The sequence below is a fragment of the Thalassospira sp. NFXS8 genome, from assembly GCF_040148805.1.
Lineage (GTDB): Bacteria > Pseudomonadota > Alphaproteobacteria > Rhodospirillales > Thalassospiraceae > Thalassospira.
Genome location: NZ_JAGEMF010000002.1, coordinates 900,052 through 918,710 on the forward strand (window position 1 = coordinate 900,052; position 18,659 = coordinate 918,710).

General features: G+C 53.4%; 14 protein-coding genes. 6 read left to right on the plus strand and 8 right to left on the minus strand.

Going from position 1 to position 18,659, the window contains the following annotated elements; genetic code table 11:
• Nucleotides 1–19: 19 nt before the first annotated feature.
• From ccmE to J4E05_RS13290, 6 genes are all read right to left on the minus strand, one after another.
• The gene (ccmE, locus tag J4E05_RS13265; RefSeq protein ID WP_085587105.1) at nucleotides 20–508 is read right to left on the minus strand and encodes a cytochrome c maturation protein CcmE; all 489 of its coding nucleotides are present in this window, start codon (nucleotides 506–508) and stop codon (nucleotides 20–22) included.
• 15 nt (nucleotides 509–523) lie between these two features.
• Nucleotides 524–721: a heme exporter protein CcmD gene (gene ccmD, locus J4E05_RS13270; RefSeq protein ID WP_085587106.1), complete on the minus strand. Its 198-nt coding sequence runs from the start codon at nucleotides 719–721 to the stop codon at nucleotides 524–526.
• On the minus strand, nucleotides 718–1,494 hold the full coding sequence (locus J4E05_RS13275; RefSeq protein WP_349596324.1) for a heme ABC transporter permease: 777 nt from the start codon (nucleotides 1,492–1,494) through the stop codon (nucleotides 718–720). Before J4E05_RS13275 ends, ccmD begins: the two co-directional genes overlap by 4 nt.
• A 117-nt stretch (nucleotides 1,495–1,611) precedes the next feature.
• Entirely contained in the window at nucleotides 1,612–2,277 is a 666-nt protein-coding gene (gene ccmB, locus J4E05_RS13280) for a heme exporter protein CcmB (protein WP_085587108.1), read from the minus strand.
• Nucleotides 2,274–3,053 (minus strand): heme ABC exporter ATP-binding protein CcmA, encoded by a 780-nt coding sequence (ccmA, locus tag J4E05_RS13285; RefSeq protein ID WP_349596327.1) that lies wholly within the window; start codon nucleotides 3,051–3,053, stop codon nucleotides 2,274–2,276. Before ccmA ends, ccmB begins: the two co-directional genes overlap by 4 nt.
• Nucleotides 3,054–3,245: 192 nt before the next feature.
• Entirely contained in the window at nucleotides 3,246–4,016 is a 771-nt protein-coding gene (locus J4E05_RS13290) for a DUF1223 domain-containing protein (protein WP_349596330.1), read from the minus strand.
• Nucleotides 4,017–4,286: 270 nt separating this feature from the next.
• Between J4E05_RS13290 and J4E05_RS13295 the strand changes: the two genes are divergently transcribed.
• Nucleotides 4,287–5,621 (plus strand): sodium-dependent transporter, encoded by a 1,335-nt coding sequence (locus tag J4E05_RS13295; RefSeq protein WP_085587110.1) that lies wholly within the window; start codon nucleotides 4,287–4,289, stop codon nucleotides 5,619–5,621.
• A gap of 89 nt (nucleotides 5,622–5,710) precedes the next feature.
• On the opposite strand, the gene J4E05_RS13300 is transcribed toward J4E05_RS13295, so the two are convergent.
• Both J4E05_RS13300 and acnA read right to left on the minus strand, forming a co-directional pair.
• A complete protein-coding gene (locus tag J4E05_RS13300; RefSeq protein WP_349596333.1) occupies nucleotides 5,711–8,341 on the minus strand; it encodes an EAL domain-containing protein in 2,631 nt (876 codons plus the stop codon).
• A 198-nt stretch (nucleotides 8,342–8,539) separates the two neighbouring features.
• Complete coding sequence (gene acnA / locus J4E05_RS13305) at nucleotides 8,540–11,230, minus strand: aconitate hydratase AcnA (protein WP_349596336.1); 2,691 nt, start codon at nucleotides 11,228–11,230, stop codon at nucleotides 8,540–8,542.
• A 390-nt stretch (nucleotides 11,231–11,620) separates the two neighbouring features.
• Here acnA and J4E05_RS13310 point away from each other — a divergent pair, with 390 nt between their 5' ends.
• The 5 genes from J4E05_RS13310 to J4E05_RS13330 all read left to right on the plus strand — a co-directional run bounded on the left by J4E05_RS13310 (nucleotide 11,621) and on the right by J4E05_RS13330 (nucleotide 18,617).
• Nucleotides 11,621–12,937, plus strand: a complete 1,317-nt coding sequence (locus J4E05_RS13310) for a DUF4123 domain-containing protein (RefSeq protein ID WP_349596339.1) — start codon at nucleotides 11,621–11,623, stop codon at nucleotides 12,935–12,937.
• A complete protein-coding gene (locus J4E05_RS13315; RefSeq protein WP_349596342.1) occupies nucleotides 12,934–13,851 on the plus strand; it encodes a Tli4 family immunity protein in 918 nt (305 codons plus the stop codon). The genes J4E05_RS13310 and J4E05_RS13315 overlap by 4 nt, the downstream gene beginning before the upstream one ends.
• Nucleotides 13,852–13,853: 2 nt before the next feature.
• The gene (locus tag J4E05_RS13320) at nucleotides 13,854–15,278 is read left to right on the plus strand and encodes an esterase/lipase family protein (protein ID WP_349596344.1); all 1,425 of its coding nucleotides are present in this window, start codon (nucleotides 13,854–13,856) and stop codon (nucleotides 15,276–15,278) included.
• Nucleotides 15,279–15,849: 571 nt separating this feature from the next.
• A complete protein-coding gene (locus J4E05_RS13325) occupies nucleotides 15,850–16,662 on the plus strand; it encodes an ABC transporter ATP-binding protein (RefSeq protein ID WP_349596347.1) in 813 nt (270 codons plus the stop codon).
• 2 nt (nucleotides 16,663–16,664) lie between these two features.
• The gene (locus tag J4E05_RS13330; protein ID WP_349596350.1) at nucleotides 16,665–18,617 is read left to right on the plus strand and encodes a long-chain fatty acid--CoA ligase; all 1,953 of its coding nucleotides are present in this window, start codon (nucleotides 16,665–16,667) and stop codon (nucleotides 18,615–18,617) included.
• The last annotated feature ends 42 nt before the right edge of the window (nucleotides 18,618–18,659 follow it).

Genomic DNA, 18,659 nt, shown 5'->3' on the forward strand with positions numbered 1-18,659 from the left:
GATGGTTCAAAAATATGGCTTAATTACGCATATTTTTGGCATTTTGTTTTTCGATTTCTTCCCAGTGACCACTTTTTTTCAAGGCATCGGCCACTTCGCGGGGCATGTAATTTTCGTCATGTTTGGCCAGCACTTCCTGGGCAACGAACTGCCCCTTGGGGTTCATGTGGCCTTCGGCAACAACACCTTGCCCTTCGCGAAACAGGTCAGGCAGGATACCGGTATAGGAAACCTGCACGTCATGTTGCATGTCTGTGACGGTAAAGGTCACCGTGCTGCCATTTTCAAGTTTTTGCAGCGACCCTTCCTCGACCAGGCCGCCAATGCGCAGGCGACGGTCCGGGTCCATTGGCGATTGCTCGGCAAGCTCGGTCGGGCTGAAGAAAAACACGACAGAATCGCGAAACGCCGTCAGGCCAAGGGCGGCAGCACCGCCAGCAGCCAGCAAGGCCGCGCCGATCAGATACAGGCGTTGGCGTTTGCGTGATTTGGCACGGGACAGGGACATTTTAATGACCTCGGCTTAAGGCTGGCGGACGGGCGCTTTTTTGCGCCGGGGCCGCCGGGATTTTAACAGGGTTTCAAGATGGGCCAGGTCGCGGCGGCTTTTTTTCAGCCCGCGCAGGCTGACCATTAATAAAACCAGCAAGGCAATGGTGGTCAGGCCGTAACTTGACCAGACATAACCGGCATAACCGCCCATTTCAAAAAAATCGGTCATTCGCCTGCTCCTGCCTGTTCGGGGTTATAGGCCGGTTGGACGCTGCCCGGGGCATCTTCGCCAATGCCGCTTAGTTGCAGGGCACGGATGCGGCGTTCGTTAAGTTCAAGGCGAATGCGCAAAATCAGCACGATCACGTAATAGCCGGTAAAGCCGATGGCGATCAGAAACAGTGGCCATAACATGCTGGGGTCGATGCTGGGGCCGCCCATGCGGGCCACCGATGCCGGTTGATGCAGGGTGTTCCACCAGTCGACCGAAAATTTGACGATCGGCACATTGATCACACCGACAAGTGCCAGTGCAGACCCGGCCTTTGAGCCGCGTTCGGGGTCGTCAAAGGCATTTACCAGCGCCATATAGCCCAGATACAGAAACAGCAAAATCAGCATCGAGGTCAGGCGCGCATCCCATACCCACCAGGTGCCCCACATCGGTTCGCCCCATAATGACCCGGTGATCAGGCACAGGGCGGTAAAGGTGGCGCCAATCGGGGCGGTTGCGCGTGCCGCAATATCGGCCAGCGGATGTTTCCAGATCAGGCTCATGGCGCCACAAATGGCCATGCCGACATAACAAAACAGTCCCATCCATGCGGCAGGCACATGGATATACATGATGCGTACGGTATCGCCCTGCTGGTAATCGGCAGGGGATGCCACCAGCGCCAGATACAGCCCGACAGCCAGGGTCAACACCGTAATGCCGACGGCCCAGGGCATGACGGCGCTGGCCAGTCTTAGAAACACACTTGGTTTGGCGAAACGATGCATTTTTCCTTGTCCATTCGCATCACGGGCGGAAGAGGTTTCCGCTACCGGTTTGGTCTATCTCTCGGTCGTTTGGCAGCCCCTGTTCCGATACGGAAAACGGGCCACAATTGTTGGCATTTATTCGACTGCCAACCGCAGCGCACGGGCGGCTGCCAGCGGGGCAAGGGCCAAGGTCAAAAGCAAAATGGCCCCCATAATTTGTATATGTTCGCCGGCGGGTAAGCCTAAAAGGGCGGCTTCCACAGCGCCGGCACCAAAAATAAGCACCGGAATATAAAGCGGCAAGACCAGCAGCGATACCAGAACCCCGCCGCGTCGCGCACCCAGAATAAGGGCGGCGCCAATGGCCCCGATCAGGCTTAGCGCCGGGGTGCCGACCAGCATGGCCAGCATCAGGGTACCAAAACCGGCACTATTCATATTCAGCATTACCGCCATTAACGGCGCGGCAATGATCAGCGGCAGACCCGTTGTCAGCCAGTGTGCCAAAACCTTGCCCAGAACAACCAGTTCCAGCGGGACAGGCGACAGCGACAAAAGCTCCAGCGTGCCGTCTTCAAAATCGGTCTGGAAAACCCGTTCCAGTGACAGCATAGCTGCAAGCAGGGCCGAAACCCAGATAACCCCCGAAGCAATGCGCGCCAGAATGTTGGCTTCCGGTCCCACACCGAAGGGAAATAGCGTGGTGGTAACGATGAAGAAAGCTACCACCATGATCGAGTCTGCGCCTTGACGAAGCGCAAGGCGCAGGTCGCGGGCCAGAATGGCGATTAATATTTTCATGCGATCCCCGTAAAATCAGGTGACGGGGTAGATCTGCTTTTGTGTGTTTTACCAGCGGCGTTACCCTGATTGGCGCCACTATGGCAGGTGTCGCCTGTGTCCCCGGTTATGCCGTGGTTTTCATCATCGGTGGTTAGCCAATCAAACATTGGCATGGCAAATTCATCAAGATCAACACTGCGCGGGTTGGCAACATCCAGATCAATATGGGTCGAATAAACCACAATGCCGCCACCTGCGCGAAATTCATCAATGATCCGGGCCAGGTCGGCACAGGATTCGCGGTCCAGCCCAACGGTTGGTTCATCAAGCAGCCAAAGGTCGCTTTCGCCAATCAGAATACGGGCAAGGGCGGTTCGGCGTTTTTGACCACTGGATAAAAACCGGCCGCTGGTTTTTGCCAAATGCAAAATGCCCAGCGCCTTTAACGCATGATCAATGGCCGCGTCGCTGTTATCGACATCACGCAAGCTGGCCCACAGGCGCAAATTATCGCGTACGGTCAGGACCGGCTTAACGGCATCCTGATGGCCAAGATATTGTAAACGGGCGCGATGGGCGGGTAAATCGGTGCGAATATTTTCGCCTTGCCAGAAAATGGTGCCGGTGAGCGGTTCGGACAGGCCTGCCATCAGGCGCAACAGGCTGGACTTTCCTGCACCATTGCGCCCGCGCAGCATCAGGGCATCGCCCGGATGTGCCTCGAACGCCAGGTCGGCAAAAACCAGTCTTTCGCCGCGGCGGCAGGTAAGATCAGAACCGCTAAAAACAATCATCCAGTCCACACAAACCATTCACATGTCATGCACTTCTATAACGTGAAGTGTCATGGGAATCATGCTTTATCCGACATTTGTGCAGGTGACTTTGTTTCAGGTCAATCTCCGGGCGAGAGAGCGGATGTTTTGCACATTATTTTAATAAAAACATGTGATCCCGATGTTTTGAAAAACCATGGCGGTTTGGCATCAATAAAAACGCGCCATTCCCGCACTGCGGATCGGTCCGCCATTTTCTTCCTGCAACAATACGGCAATGCCGCCATTGCATTCATATTCCAGGCGCACCGGTATTTCGCGTGGTTTGCCATCCCATGTGCCAAGATCATCCAGCTCGCGCACGATATTAACATGCTTGAGGTTGCGTCCCGCATTTTCGCCGGCTTCAACATCGGTGCTGGCGTGGCGGTCAAAGCCAACCAGCCATATTTTAAGGGGTTTGTCGGGGGTCACACCTGCTGTTGCGGCCAGTTGGACAATGCCGCCCGGTTTTTGCCCGGCAGTCTTGTCTGTTTTGATGGTTACCCAGGACGCCAGCGGAGATGGCTTTTTTAATGCCGCCTTCAGGATGGCATCCTTGTGCGTTGCACGGACCGCCCCGGCCCCGTTGATCATGATTTGCGGGGTGTAAACATAGCTTTCATGCTGAAAGGCGGCATATTTGCGCTGACGGTCGGTATAGACCGGGGCGGAAAAGCGGTCTTTCCATCCCAGATAATTCCAGTAATCGACATGGAAGGACAGCAATAGAAGATCGTCGGTTTCGCTGGAAATATCGCGCAAAACGGCATCTGCCGGGGGACAGGAGCTGCACCCTTCGGAGGTAAAAAGTTCAACAACCGCTTGCGGGGTTGTGCTGGTGGCCTGCCCTGCGGCGGCGTGGGCCGAACCGGGAACAGCAAGCGCGAGCAAAGCTGCCAGTGCGGGGCCCCACATCAGTTTGGGTGAATGTGTTTTCATGCCCCTATCATTGCCGATTGCCCCATCACCTGCCAATCACAAGCGGTTGAAGCAACCACAGGTCATAAAAACACGTGTTTTTTGCGTAAATGGATGCACCCTTAACCAAAGTTTTCTGCTAAAGGGAGATGTTAAAGCCGGTTTGCCCGGTGGGCAAAGGGCGGGGGCCGGATGCCTCTGCTTTTTTATTCCGATTCAAAATAAAAGCCGGTCCATCAACTCGAAAACGGGTGCGAAACGAGATCGGCAAGACAAGAGGGTTTGCAGGAAATGATAAAACGTGAGCATTGGGGGTCACGCCTCGGTTTTATTCTGGCGGCTGCGGGGTCAGCTGTTGGTCTGGGAAATATCTGGAAGTTTCCCTATATGGCAGGCGTCAACGGGGGCGGTGCGTTCCTGCTGATTTATCTGGCGCTGGTCTTTACGATTGGCCTGTCGGTGATGCTGGCCGAAATGGTGATTGGCCGCATGGCCGAAAAAAATGCCATTGGCGCATTTAAAAAGCTGAAAGGCGGTGCCTGGCCACTGGTGGGTTTGTGCGGTGTTGCCGCTGCCTTTATGATCTTGTCGTTTTACAGCGTCGTTGCTGGCTGGACGATTGCCTATATGGTCAAGGCGATCACGGGCGACATTTCCAGCAGTGATCCGGCGGTTCTGGGCGCGGCCTTTGGTGGTTTCATTGGTGGCAGCATTTCGCCGCTGGTTTATCACGCTATTTTTATGGCCCTGACGGTATTTGTTGTGTTGTCGGGCATTGGCAGCGGGATTGAACGGGCCTCGAAAATCTTGATGCCAGCCTTGTTCGTGTTGCTTTTGGTTTTGATCGTGCGCGCAGTGACCTTGCCCGGTGCGGGCGAAGGACTGGCCTTTTTGCTTCAGCCGGATTTTTCCAAGGTTACATGGAATACGGTTTCCGATGCGCTGTCGCAGGCGTTTTTCTCGCTGTCGCTGGGCATGGGGGCCATGATTACCTATGGGTCCTATCTGTCGAAAAAGGAAAACATTGCCGGTGCGGCTGGCTGGGTAACCCTGCTTGATACCGCAGTTGCCGTTTTGGCCGGTTTGCTGGTGTTACCTGCCGTGTTTGCCTTTGGCTTTGACCCGGCAGCAGGCCCGGGCCTGACATTTATTACGCTGCCCGCGGTGTTTGCCCAAATGCCGTTTGGCGAAGTGTTCGCTTTCCTGTTCTTCCTGTTGCTGGCGATTGCTGCGCTGACATCTTCGGTGTCGATTCTTGAAGTTGTCGTTGCCTATTTTGTCGATGACCGGGCGATGAACCGCAAGGTGGCATCGATCATTATGGGGGTGATCATTTTCTTCCTTGGCATCCCGTCATCCCTGTCGATGGGGCTTATGGCCGATACCAAATTTTTCGGCATGACCTTTTTCGACCTGATGGACTTTATTTCCTCGAAATTGCTGCTGCCGATTGGCGGCCTGTTTATTTCGTTGTTTGTGGGCTGGGTCGTCTGGGGGGCAGCGAAGGCCGATATTGCCGCGCATAACGGCACTGTTCCGGTCTGGATCAATGCCTGGGGCATCGTTGTGAAATTTATCGCACCGCTGGCCATTGCCTTTATCCTGATCCAGGGTTTGGCTGGTTAAGATCAGGCTGATCCATCAGATCGATTTGGGGCGGAAACGATGGTTCGTTTCCGCCCCTTTGTTTTTCGGGAATACCAGTTTGTAAATGTTTAGCCGGGATAGTCGGCAAACAGGTGGGCAAAGGTTTTTTCAATTTCCTCGGCCCGAACCGGACGTCCGCGCAAGAAACCTTGTAGGAAATCGCAGTGATTTTCGCGCAGGAACTGTTCCTGTTGCAAGGTTTCGACCCCTTCGGCAATGCAGGTTTTGCCCAGGTTGTGCGCCATATTGATAATGGTCCGCACCAGTTCACTGCCGCCAATGCCCTTGCCGATATCATTGACAAAACTGCGGTCAATTTTCAGCACATCAAAGGGCACATGACGCAGATAACTCAGGCTGGAAAAGCCGGTGCCAAAATCATCAAGGGCAACCTTGACGCCAAGATCACTGATGCGTTGCAGTTTACGGCAGGTATCCTCGATATCCTGCATAAACAGGCTTTCGGTGATTTCAATTTCCAGCCGGTCACCGGCCAATCCGGTTTCATTTAACGCCGATGACACCAGATCGCCAAATTCGATCGGGCTGTTAAATTGTTGCAAGGATGCGTTAACCGCCATCGTGATGTTATGCAGGCCGCGTTGCCGCCATTTTACAGTCTGGCTACACGCCGTGCGCAATACCCACAGGCCGATTTCGTCAATCATGCCAATTTCTTCGGCCAGCGGAATAAATTTATCCGGGGCCAGTTCGCCATGCTTGGGATGACGCCAGCGGATCAGGGCTTCAAACCCCGATAACATTCCGCTATTGGCAATAAACTGGGGCTGATAGGCCAAATACAGTTCGTGCCGTTCAAGGGCGTGGCGCAGGTCGGTTTCAAGGGCCAGTGTGGCGCTGCTTGCCGTGTTCATCGACCGGTTATAGTGGTTGAACCGGTTGCGACCATGATTTTTGGCCCGCAACATGGCAATTTCGGCATTGCGTAACAGCATGGTGGTATCATTACCATCGCGCGGATACAGGGTAATGCCCATGCTGGCGGTAATAAACAATTCCCCGCCGGATGCCGAAAAATGAGGGTGGTTAAAAACCTCCATCAAATCCTGGGCCATGGTTTCCAGCGTGTCGCGGTCGTTTTTTTGCGGTAGCAGAATGGCGAAATCGTCGGCCCCCATGCGGGCCAGCATCGCATCGGCGGGCAAGGCCCGGTTCAGGCGCCCGGCAAAATCCACCAGCACATCATCGCCAATGGCGTGGCCCAGCGTATTGTTGATGCGCTGAAAATTATCAATATCAAGCAGCAATACCGCGACGCTATCCTTGTTGCCGCGACATTCGTTTAGCGTGCGGCCCAAAACGTCGATGAAACGGCGCCGGTTGGGAAAGCCGGTCAGCTCATCAAAATGTGACAGGCGGCGGATATCTTCGCTGGTTTGTTTGCGGTCGGTAATGTCGGAAAATATTCCGGCATATTGCAAAACTTTTCCTTCTTCATCGCGAATGGCGATGATGGAAAGCCATTCGGGGTATATTTCGCCCGATTTGCGCCGATTCCATATTTCGCCCTGCCAGCGTCCGGCGCGGGTGATGCTTTGCCACATGTCTTCATAAAACGGGCGATCGTGGCGGCCAGATTGCAGCAGGTTGGGGCTTTGACCAATGGCTTCGGCACGGCTGTACCCGGTAACGCGGGTAAAGGACGGATTTACATCCTCGATCTTGCCCTGATCATCGACAATGATGATGCCATCGGGCGAACTTTCAATGATCTTGCGGCTTAGATGCAGCGATTTTTGTGCCCGCGCTAGGGCGGTGTCACGGTCTTCCATCGCATCGTGCATATGTTGCAGGTAATCCTGCTCGATCGAGGCCAGAAGATCGTTAAACGATAAAATTCCTAACACGTCCTGCGTGTTATTCGTCACCACCAGATGGCGAATTTGATGGTCGATCATGATCTGGCGGGCATCTTGCAAGCTGGTATGATCGTTTACACGCCGCACCGGGCGACTGGCAATTTCCCATGCTGACCCGGAAGCACTGCGATGTACCAGATACCCGACAATATCGCGTTCGGTAACAATGCCGATTGTGGTGGTGACAGACCCGGCTTCATCCTGAAAACCTGCCAGCGTGGCGGGTGCGCGACCGGTCGGGGATTCGGAGTTTTCGGGCAAGTTGCCGTTAACCGGTTGAAAGACAATGGCGCTGTCGCATTCGCCTTCTTTCATTGCTGCCTGAAGCAGGCCGACGGGCGTGTCGCCGGGGACACTTACGGTGTTGCGGCGAACGATTGATGCAACATCACGTTCGCGCAAGGGGTGAATGGCGCTGGGAACGCGGATCAGGTCGCTTTGGCTGACAATCCCGACCAGGCATTCCTGATCATCGATAATGATCAGGTGGCGCAGTTTATCGCGCCGCATTCTAAATGTCGCGGCCTCGACCGAGGCATGGGCCGACATGGTGCGGACCGGCGACGACATCCAGTCGGAAATCGGGCGGAGAAAAGCGGTCGGATCTTCGGCGCTGATGGTCAGGCAGTCATGTTCTGTCCATACGCCAACAGGCTTGTTTTCCACAGTTACAACGATCGAGCTTCGCCGTTGACGGTGCATAAGGGCAATGGCATCGCCAAGGGGCAAATCGGGATTGCAGGTCAAAACCTGGCCGTGGGTTAAGGTTCCAACACGCACTGACAGCAATGGCGCGGGGATTTTGGCGTAACTCGTCATTAATCGGCGCAATAATTATGTAAAAACATCGAATTTGCTCCTGCGTGGGACAACGGGGGCATTGTAATCCCTAACACCTACGCAATTGTGGCGACAGGCGTTAGGAGATAGATCAATTCAAAACTAAAAAAACACCCCGTCAGCGGAACTGACGGGGTGAATTCGGTATGCGCTGATTAAACCCCTGAGGGTTTAAAATCAGGCAGCATCCTTGATCATGTTGCGCAGAACGAACTGCAAGATACCGCCGTTCTGGAAATACAGAACTTCGTTTTCGGTATCAATACGGCACACAGCAGTTGTTTCCTCGGTCGAGCCATCCTTGCGGGTGATACGAACCGTAACGTCCTGCTGCGGGGTGATGCCATCGGCGATGCCAATAACATCAAAGGTTTCCGTGCCGTCCAGTTTCAGGGACTTGCGACCTTCACCATTTTTGAACTGCAACGGCAAAACGCCCATGCAGACCAGGTTGGTGCGGTGAATACGCTCAAAGCTTTCGGCGATCACAGCCTTGACACCCAAAAGATTGGTGCCTTTGGCTGCCCAGTCGCGCGAAGAACCGGTGCCGTATTCCTGACCGGCGATAACCACCAGCGGCGTGCCTTCTTCCTGGTAGCGCATGGCAACATCATAAACCCAGCCCTGATCGGCGGACGGGTAATGAACCGAAACACCGCCTTCGGTGCCCGGTGCCATTTCGTTACGGATACGGATGTTGGCAAAGGTACCGCGCATCATGACTTCATGGTTACCACGGCGTGCGCCGTAGGAGTTGAAGTCACGAACGGCAACGCCGTTTTCCTTCAGGTATTCACCTGCCGGGCTTTCTTCCTTGATCGAACCGGCCGGAGAAATGTGGTCGGTCGTTACGGAATCACCCAGGATCAGAAGCGGACGAGCGCCCTTGACGTCGGAGAAGTCACCCGGTTCAGCTGCCATATCGACAAAATAGGGCGGGTTCTGAACATAGGTGGATTTGTTATCCCACTCGTAGGTTTCGCCTTCGGTGATCTGGATTTCCTGCCACGGTTTCGGACCGGCAAAGATATTGTCGTAACGGTCCTTGTACATCTTGGCCGAGATCGAGGCCGCGATGGTGTCAGCAATTTCCTTGTTGGTCGGCCAGATGTCTTTCAGATAGACATCATTGCCGTCCTTGTCCTGACCCAGCGGGTCATTGTTCAGATCAACCTTCAGGTTACCGGCAAGGGCATAGGCAACCACCAGCGGCGGCGAGGCAAGATAGTTTGCTTTCACATGCGGGCTGATGCGGCCTTCAAAGTTACGGTTACCCGACAGAACGGCGGTTACCAGCATGTCCTGGTCTTCGATGGCACCTGCGATCGGTGCGGCCAGCGGGCCGGAGTTACCAATACAGGTGGTGCAACCAAAACCGGCCACGTTAAAGCCAAGCTGATCCAGGTAATCCTGCAGACCGGCCTTTTCAAGATAGTCGGCAACAACCAGCGAACCCGGTGCGAGCGAGGTTTTAACCCACGGCTTGCTGTGCAGGCCCAGGGCAACGGCTTTTTTCGCCAGCAAACCGGCCGCAATCAGCACACTCGGGTTCGAGGTGTTGGTGCAGGACGTGATCGCAGCGATAACAACGTTACCGTCTTTCATGGCGAAATCTTCGCCTTTGACATCGACGCTACGGTCGGCATCAACACCCGGTGCCATGTCGGCAAAGGTTTTGGTGAAGCTCGATACGGCATCCTTCAGAAGAACGCGGTCCTGCGGGCGTTTCGGGCCGGACAGGGCAGGTTCAACGGTGGAAATGTCGAGTTCCAGGGTGTCGGTATAAACCGCTTCATGTGCGGGGTCGCCCCACATGCCCTGTTCCTTGGCATAGGCTTCAACCAGGGCGATCTGTTCTTCTGAACGACCGGTCGAACGCATATAGTTCAGGGTTTCATCGTCAATCGGGAAGAAGCCACAGGTCGCACCATATTCCGGCGCCATGTTGCCGATGGTTGCGCGGTCCGGCAGGGACATGTGTGCCAGCGCGTCGCCGTAAAATTCGACGAATTTGCCAACAACACCTTTTTCACGCAGCATCTGAACCACACGCAGAACCAGGTCGGTTGCGGTGATGCCTTCTTTCATGGCACCGGTCAGCTTGAAGCCAACAACTTCCGGGATCAGCATGGAAATCGGCTGGCCCAGCATGGCGGCTTCGGCTTCGAGACCACCAACACCCCAACCCAGAACAGCAAGGCCGTTCACCATGGTGGTGTGGGAATCGGTGCCGACCAGGGTATCAGGATAAGCCACGGTTTTACCGTCGGTATCCTTGCCGGTCCAGACGACCTTGGCAAGATGTTCAACGTTTACCTGGTGGCAAATGCCGGCTCCCGGCGGGACAATGCGGAAATTGTTGAACGCATTCTGGCCCCAACGCAGAAATTCGTAACGTTCGCCATTACGTTCAAACTCGACTTCCATGTTTTTGTCGAGTGCGTCGTCGGTGCCAAAAAAGTCGATCATGACCGAGTGGTCAATGACGAGATCAACCGGTGAAAGCGGGTTCACCTTCTGGGCGTCGCCACCCATATTGACCACGGCATCGCGCATGGCGGCAAGGTCGACGACGGCGGGAACGCCGGTGAAGTCCTGCATCAGCACGCGGGCCGGGCGATAGTTGATTTCGTGGGTGCTTTTACGCGATTTCAGCCATTCGACGACGGCTTTAACGTCGTTAGCCTTAACGGTGAAATCGTCTTCGTAACGCAAAAGGTTTTCAAGAACGACCTTTAGCGTAAACGGCAGTTTTGAAACGTCGCCGATTTTTTCGGATGCAGCTTTAAGGCTGAAATAATCGAAGGATTCATCCCCGACCTTCAAAGTGCGGCGCGTTTGCAGGTTGTCTTTGCCACAAATGGACATCAGACCCTCCTCAAGGTGGTTAAAGGGCTTGTCGTGACAAGACACCCCGACCGTCGGAGCGCCGAGCGGTGGGCTATCTGTTGACCGTGACGCGGGTCACGATACACATAAGAAGTGCGAGGGCGTTACACCACAAATCCGGGTGAAAGTCCAGACCCCGAAAAGGGTCTTTCGCGAAATCACCCTGATAACAGGGCTTTGTCGGTCCTGATAATTGTGCTGATACAACCTTATAGGCCAAAAAACGGCCGGCATTGTCTTTCTGGGGATGTCAATTGGTACGAGTCCCGATGTGCGGTCCAGGGTTTTGCCAAAATGTGGTCTTATTCTTGTGTTTTTTCTCGCTATGGTTGTTTTTAAGCGGGTTGAATCCCGAGAGAGGCACGCTGGATGGCGAAATTCGAGCCCTGGATTGCAGATTGTCAGTTTCAACAGACCGATGCGCATGCCAATTGCCAGTCGCGCGCCGCTGTCTGGGCGGATGGCCTTGATTCTTTTCGTGCCCAATTGTCGGAACATGTGCAAAGGCAGGGGCTTACCCTGATATGGGCCGAAGATTGTTATCCGGTACCACAATATCTGGCAAAACATCCCGCCCGGCAGCGTGAGATTGGGCCGGTGGCGCGTGTCGTCTGTCAAAATCACCCTGTTGTTTTGACCGATCTGGTCACTGTTGAAGGTGAAGACCAACAGGCAGAAGATTGCAATTGTGTGATTGTGACGCCTGTCGAGGATGTTGAACCACTGGATATGCAATTGGGTGTTTATCCGCCGCGATCCGTCCCCGAAGTTTTGCAAAGGCCCCTGTTTGGCGCGGTTGATGCCATAGACGAGGAGGCAGATTTTTACGGTGGGGCAGATTCTGTGCCACCAATGCAGACTTATGCCGTCCTTGATGCGTCAAAAATGCCCTATGTTTTAACTGGACTGCTTGAAACATCCGGCTTGCGATTTCAGTCTTTGTTTCAACGCAAAACGCAGCAGGAACTGGGTGAATATGCGCCCTATCTGATTGAACTTGCGCCAGATAGTTCCTTTACCCGAAACCTTTTTACCTGTTCTGACGGCATCCAGGGATTATGGGAAAAAGGGTTGGGCATTTATATTCGATCCCGCGCAGGATTTGAGGATGTGCGCCGCCATCTGCGCAAATTCACCCGTCTTCGCGATGACGATGACCAATGGCACTATTTCCGTTTTTGGGATTCATCGATTTTATCGGTTTTTACGAATCAAGAAGCTGTTGAACTGGCGGAGGCCCTGCTGAATGACGGCACTTATCGCGGTCAGACCTGGCTTGTTCCGGCGAAAACCCTGCGGGATGTCAATATCATACACCGCGCCCTTGGCCGATATGCCGCCCCAACGGTTCCTCCACGACTGACCGCGCCAGTTATTTTGGCTTTGGATGACGGAATTAATGCGCTTCGTGATGCGCAGGATATTTCCGGGGCGTTGGATCTTTTGCCCGAAAGTACTGCGGAACAGGAAATCCCCGACACGGTGCAGTTGCAATCATCTCTTAATATGCTGTGGGACCAAGGCTTTAAGGCATCTGAAAAACGGCAGGAAGCCCTGTGCTTTTTTATCCGGGCGTCATGGTTGGGCAAGACGGACGACGCATCGCAGATTTTGCAAAACACAGCCCAAGGTCCGGCAATTCGCCTGTGGCACCTGAGAAATATGATCGAAGGAAACGCCGAATGAATTTCAAAGCTCTCGCAGCGCTTGTGACAGGGCTGCTGATCCTAATGACAACGGGGCACACAGTGATGGCGAAAACGATGGAAACGAAAACCTACTGTGTCGGGCGTCTTCTGATTGATGTGCCGACAGAATTTGAGGTGATGGATTTTGGCGGATCTATCAATGGGCTGAAAATTGAAAGAGTGGGGGCCGGTAACGAAAAAGACCTTCAGAACAGGATTGCAGACCGTATTCAGGCACTGGAAGACAAAAAAGTCATCGAGGGCGGTGATCCCGTGATTTTCCTGGGAACGGACGAAGTTGGTGGTTTTACAATCATCAAGCATATTCTCGATACGTCGATCATGGGGCAAATCACAGAACCGTGGACGGAAGAAGCCTATGTGTTGTCGGACGGTGTCATCTTTCATTTGATCGGAACAGGTACCAAGGACAAACTGGATTTTTATCGTGAGAACATGCTTTCCGTCGCGAACGCGATCCATCCTCGCGAATTGAACGAGATACCATCAGAACCCGGTTTTTGCTTGAAAGATGCATTTGTTGCCCTTCCGCCAGGTAATGAAAATATCGGAGCGTCTTTTATCTATCCGACGGAACGCTCCATTTTGCTTAGAATTTCAACAGTTGTGCGTGAACCGGGCGGGCGGACGCTGGATTTTTCCGCAATTGAGGGGGCCGACGGAGACCCGGTCAATATTGCCGGATTAAAAGGTAAAGAATTACGTTTGCAGAATAAGGAAATAAATCTTTCTGCAATGGTTGGCCAGCAACCGACGAAGAGCATGGCTGGATATAAAATCACCTTGGAATATTCGGACAGTCGGGATGATGCCGGCTCAGAACCAGTGACAGGGGAAGATGCAAAAAACATCTGGGAAAAGCTGATCAAAGACATGGATATCAAGAGGTAGACATGGCTCATTCATCGATTAAAAGCTGTCCGGAACCGATTGCCTTACCTTTGATTTTTGTCCCCGGCATTATGGGAAGTCGATTAAGGATTGCGGGGACAACAGATGTCGTCTGGGAGCCACAAGATAGTACTGTAAATGCTTTGGGGCTTGCGCGTCGCGGGGCCATTGGAAAACGTGACCGGATGATCGGTCCGGATGGTGCACCTTATTCGCCTGATTACCTTGAAGTTGATCCGGGGCAGGTGGACGATTTTCTATCCCAGGAACGGATCGACCGGGGTTGGGGTGGCTTGATGCAAGGGTCCTATGCGAGCTTTATGGCCTGGCTGGAGAATATGGCGGAAACCCCTGCCGCCGGACAAGTGCCTCGGGGATGTTTTAATCTTCATTATGAGGTTTGGGTGCATCCCTACAACTGGACAGATGACAATCTGAATTCAGGAAAAGCACTGGGCGAAACCGTTGCCAAGGCAGTGGCGGAAACCACCCAGAAATATCGTGATACGGATGTTCAGGTTTTAAAGCCGGTGATTGTTACCCATTCAATGGGCGGGCTGGTGGCACGGGCTTATACGCAAATCCATGGTGGTGCGTCGGACGTGCATGGCGTGATACATGGTGCCTTGCCAAGTGATGGCGCACCTGCGGCCTATAAACGTATTGTCGCCGGGTTTGAAGGCGGCGGGATAAAGGGAACGATTGAAAGGCATGTGTTAGGGGCCAATCAGCAAGAGGCCACAGCCACGGCAGGCAATATGCCAGGCGTTTTAGAGCTTTTGCCGAACCAAACCCATAAAAGTGTGGATGGGAGCACGAAGTGGCTGTTTGCCACCGGACGTGATGGTTCTCGCCTGTGGGCAAAACCCGAAGCAAATCCTTACGGGGAAATTTACCGCAACGAGCAGGATTGGTGGCGCTTGATCGTTAAGGAATATCTTAATCCGGAGGGAGATTCTGGTGCCGCTTTCAAGCAGTTCCTCACGAGTTTGAAAGATGCCGCAAAATTCCACGCCCAACTCGGACCAAGTGCTTTCCATCCCAATACGCGCATGTTTTATGCCAATGGTTCGGGGCATCCTGCCTTTGATCACATTGAATGGAAGCAAACAGCGCAGGAAGACGTGATTCCGGCGGATGCAGAACGGAACAATGACGGGCGCGGAACACTGGAATGGGGGCAGTGGCATACATACACAACGCCTTATGGTGCCCAGACTACTTTTCTGGCAGAAACCCGCTATGAAATTCAGCCCGCAGATGCCCTGGGGGACGGAACGGTTCATGCCGGATCGGGAAAATATGTTTCAGGTCCCATGTCGGAACCGCTGACAAATGGTTTTGAACATCAGGCCGCCTTTGATTCAACCGAAGCGCGGCGCCTGACGGCCCGGTGGCTTTTTGATATGGTTGAAGAACAATTATAGGGACCATATTCATCCTGTCTCAAAGATCGTAAGCCTGAGCTCATAACGATGAGAGGCAATAGATATTTTGAGAATGCGCGATAAACGCTCGTTGCGGATTATGGGAAGGTTTACTTCTATCGCGGATGGGCCGGTCAGGCCGAATCGATGCCATTTGCGCGAAACGATATTTCAAAAAACCCCTCTTAAATGATGAAATGTTAAGTTGAGTGACGTTTTTCTCAATGCCGCATTGCGATAATTTCGCGATGTCCATTTTGGCGCGGTTGAAATATTACCGTTACGGAATGTTGGCGTGTATGGGAGCGTTCTGCATAACCGGACTGGTTGTGCGGTGCGATAAGTGATTTTGTTGCAAAGCGAAGGGCTTGCAACGCGTTGACGCTATAGTGTGAATTTGGTACTCAAATACGTATTAATTGCGTTGCGGCCTTTTCGGTATCGACCGGCAGGGTAAAAATAACAGACGCAAATCAGGGAAACGCTGAAATTTGGACGGTTCATTTTCGGAACACCCTTGGCGGGTGAAAAGCGGATGAACGCGGCCCAGGTCAGGGAGGATACCAGGACGATGACGTCACCGGACCCTATTTTAAGTATCAACGATGTGTCGCTGGTTTTTGGCGGTGTGCGTGCGTTGAGTGACGTCAGTTTTTCGGTGCAGAAAGGCGAGCTGTTTTCGATTATCGGCCCCAACGGGGCGGGTAAAACATCGATGCTGAACTGCATTTCCGGCCGTTATCATCCCACGTCGGGCGGGGTGCATTTCAAGGGCCAGGACGTCACCGGGATGAAGCCGAATGCCCGGGCCGAACTTGGCATTGGTCGAACTTTTCAGAATCTGGCGCTGTTTGGCCATATGTCGGTGCTTGATAACATTATGGTCGGGCGTCACCATCTGCTGAAAAACAACTTTTTCACCGGGTCGCTGTACTGGTTTTCCGGCGCGCAGAAAGAAGAACTGGAACACCGGAAATTTTGCGAAGACGTGATCGATTTTCTGGAAATCTCCCATATTCGCAAGGCAACGGCGGGCACCCTGTCCTATGGGTTGCGCAAACGGGTAGAGCTGGCGCGCGCGGTGGCGCTGCGCCCGGACCTGATCTTGCTTGACGAGCCGATGGCCGGGATGAATTTGGAAGAAAAGGAAGATATGGCCCGCTTCATCATTGATTTGAATGAAGAATGGGGCATGACGGTTGTCATGATCGAACATGACATGGGCGTGGTGATGGACATTTCCAACCGTGTCATGGTGCTGGATTTTGGACGAAAAATTGCGGCGGGCCTGCCTGCCGAAGTCATGGCAAATGCCCATGTCAAAAAGGCCTATCTCGGCGAAGAAGACGATGAAGACGATGGCGTTTCCGGGAAGGTCGCATAACGATGAAGAAATACACCACGCCTGATTACGCCGATATTGCCATGCTTGATACTTTTCCCAAGGTGCTGGCCTATAACGCCAAAAATTGGCCGGATGACGTTGCCATGCGCGAAAAGGAATTTGGCGTTTGGCAGGAATTTAGCTGGAAAGATTATAACGACCGCGTCAAATGGATGAGCCTGGGCCTACGTGAACTGGGCATTGGGGCCGGGGACGTCGTTGGTATTATTGGTGAAAACCGCCCGGAATGGGTGTGGGCCGAAATTTCCGCCCATGCGTTGCGTGCCCGGTCATTGGGGTTGTATCAGGACAGCTTGCATGACGAGGTGGCGTTTTTGATTACCTTTGGCGAAGCCCGTGTGATTATCGCCGAAGACGAAGAACAATGTGACAAGCTGCTGGAACTGGGCGATCAGATTCCAACCGTAGACCGGATTATTTTTTGCGATCCGCGCGGGATGCGTAAATATGATGATCCCCGCCTGATGGCGGTGGAAGAACTTTATGAACTGGGCTGCAAGGCCGCAACTGCCGACCGGTTGGCCTATGATCGCATGGTGGGGGAAACGCGCGGCGATGAATGTGCCATTTTTTGCACCACGTCGGGCACCACATCCAAGCCGAAAATCGCGATGATGAATGCCGGTGATTTTCTTCATCACTGTGCGGCCTATTTGCGGGCCGACCCCAAATTGCCGGGCGATAATTATGTGTCGGTGTTGCCGTTACCGTGGATCATGGAACAGGTTTATGTGGTCGGGCAATCGTTGGTCAGCCGGCAGATTGTAAACTTTGTTGAAGAACAGGAAACCATGATGGCCGATCTGCGCGAGATCGGACCGAATTTTGTGCTGCTGGCCCCGCGGGTGTGGGAATCTATCGCCGCCGATGTGCGTGCGCGCATGATGGATTCAACCCCGTTCAAACAGAAAATGTATGACTGGGGCATGAAACTGGCGCGGGGTGCTATGGAGGCTGGCGGGCATTCAAAGGCGGCTGACATTTTGCTGATGAGCGCCCTTAAAGACCGGCTGGGATTTAGCAATTTGCGTTCTGCCGCCACGGGCGGTGCGGCAATGGGGCCGGAAACCTTTAAATTTTTCCATGCCATGGGTGTTCCGTTGCGTCAGCTTTATGGCCAGACGGAACTGTGCGGTGCCTATACCATTCATCAGCCCGACGATATCGATTTTGATACCGTGGGGGTGGCGTTTGATAATTCGGAAATCAAGGTTATCAATAGCGATGAAAACGGGGTTGGTGAAATTGTGGCCCGTACATCGGGCATGTTTACCAGCTATTACAAAAACCCGTCGGCCTATAACGAAGACGTTATTGATGGCTGGATGCATACCGGGGATGCCGGTTATTTCAAGGATAACAACAAACATCTGGTCGTGATCGACCGGATGAAAGATTTGGCGGAAACATCGAATGGCGTACGCTATTCGCCGCAGTTTATTGAAAACAAGCTGAAGTTTTCGCCCTTCATTGCGGAAGCCGTGATTTTGGGCAAAGGCCTGCCGTTTTTATCCGCCATGATTTGCATTCGTTTTTCCATCATGGCGAAATGGGCCGAACAGCGTGGCATTTCCTTTACCAACTATACCAACCTGTCGGCACAAACCGAAGTTTATGACATGATCGCCGATGAAGTGCGCCAGGTAAACAAAACCCTGCCCGAAGCCCAGCGCATTCGCCGTTTCCTGTTGCTTTACAAGGAACTGGACGCCGATGACGGCGAACTGACCCGCACACGCAAGGTGCGGCGCGGTGTTGTTGCCGAAAAATATGCCGACATTATCGATGCGGTTTATTCGGGTACGCCCAAGGTTGATATCGATACCATGATTACCTTTCAGGACGGGTCAAAAACGCGGATTCAAACCAGCGTGCAGGTCGTCGATCTGGAAGGGCGGGGGCATGAAAACAGCACCTCGAAAGCTGCGGAATAAGCCGATCAGAGCGACGCGGCCAAAAAACAAAACCGGGGATGA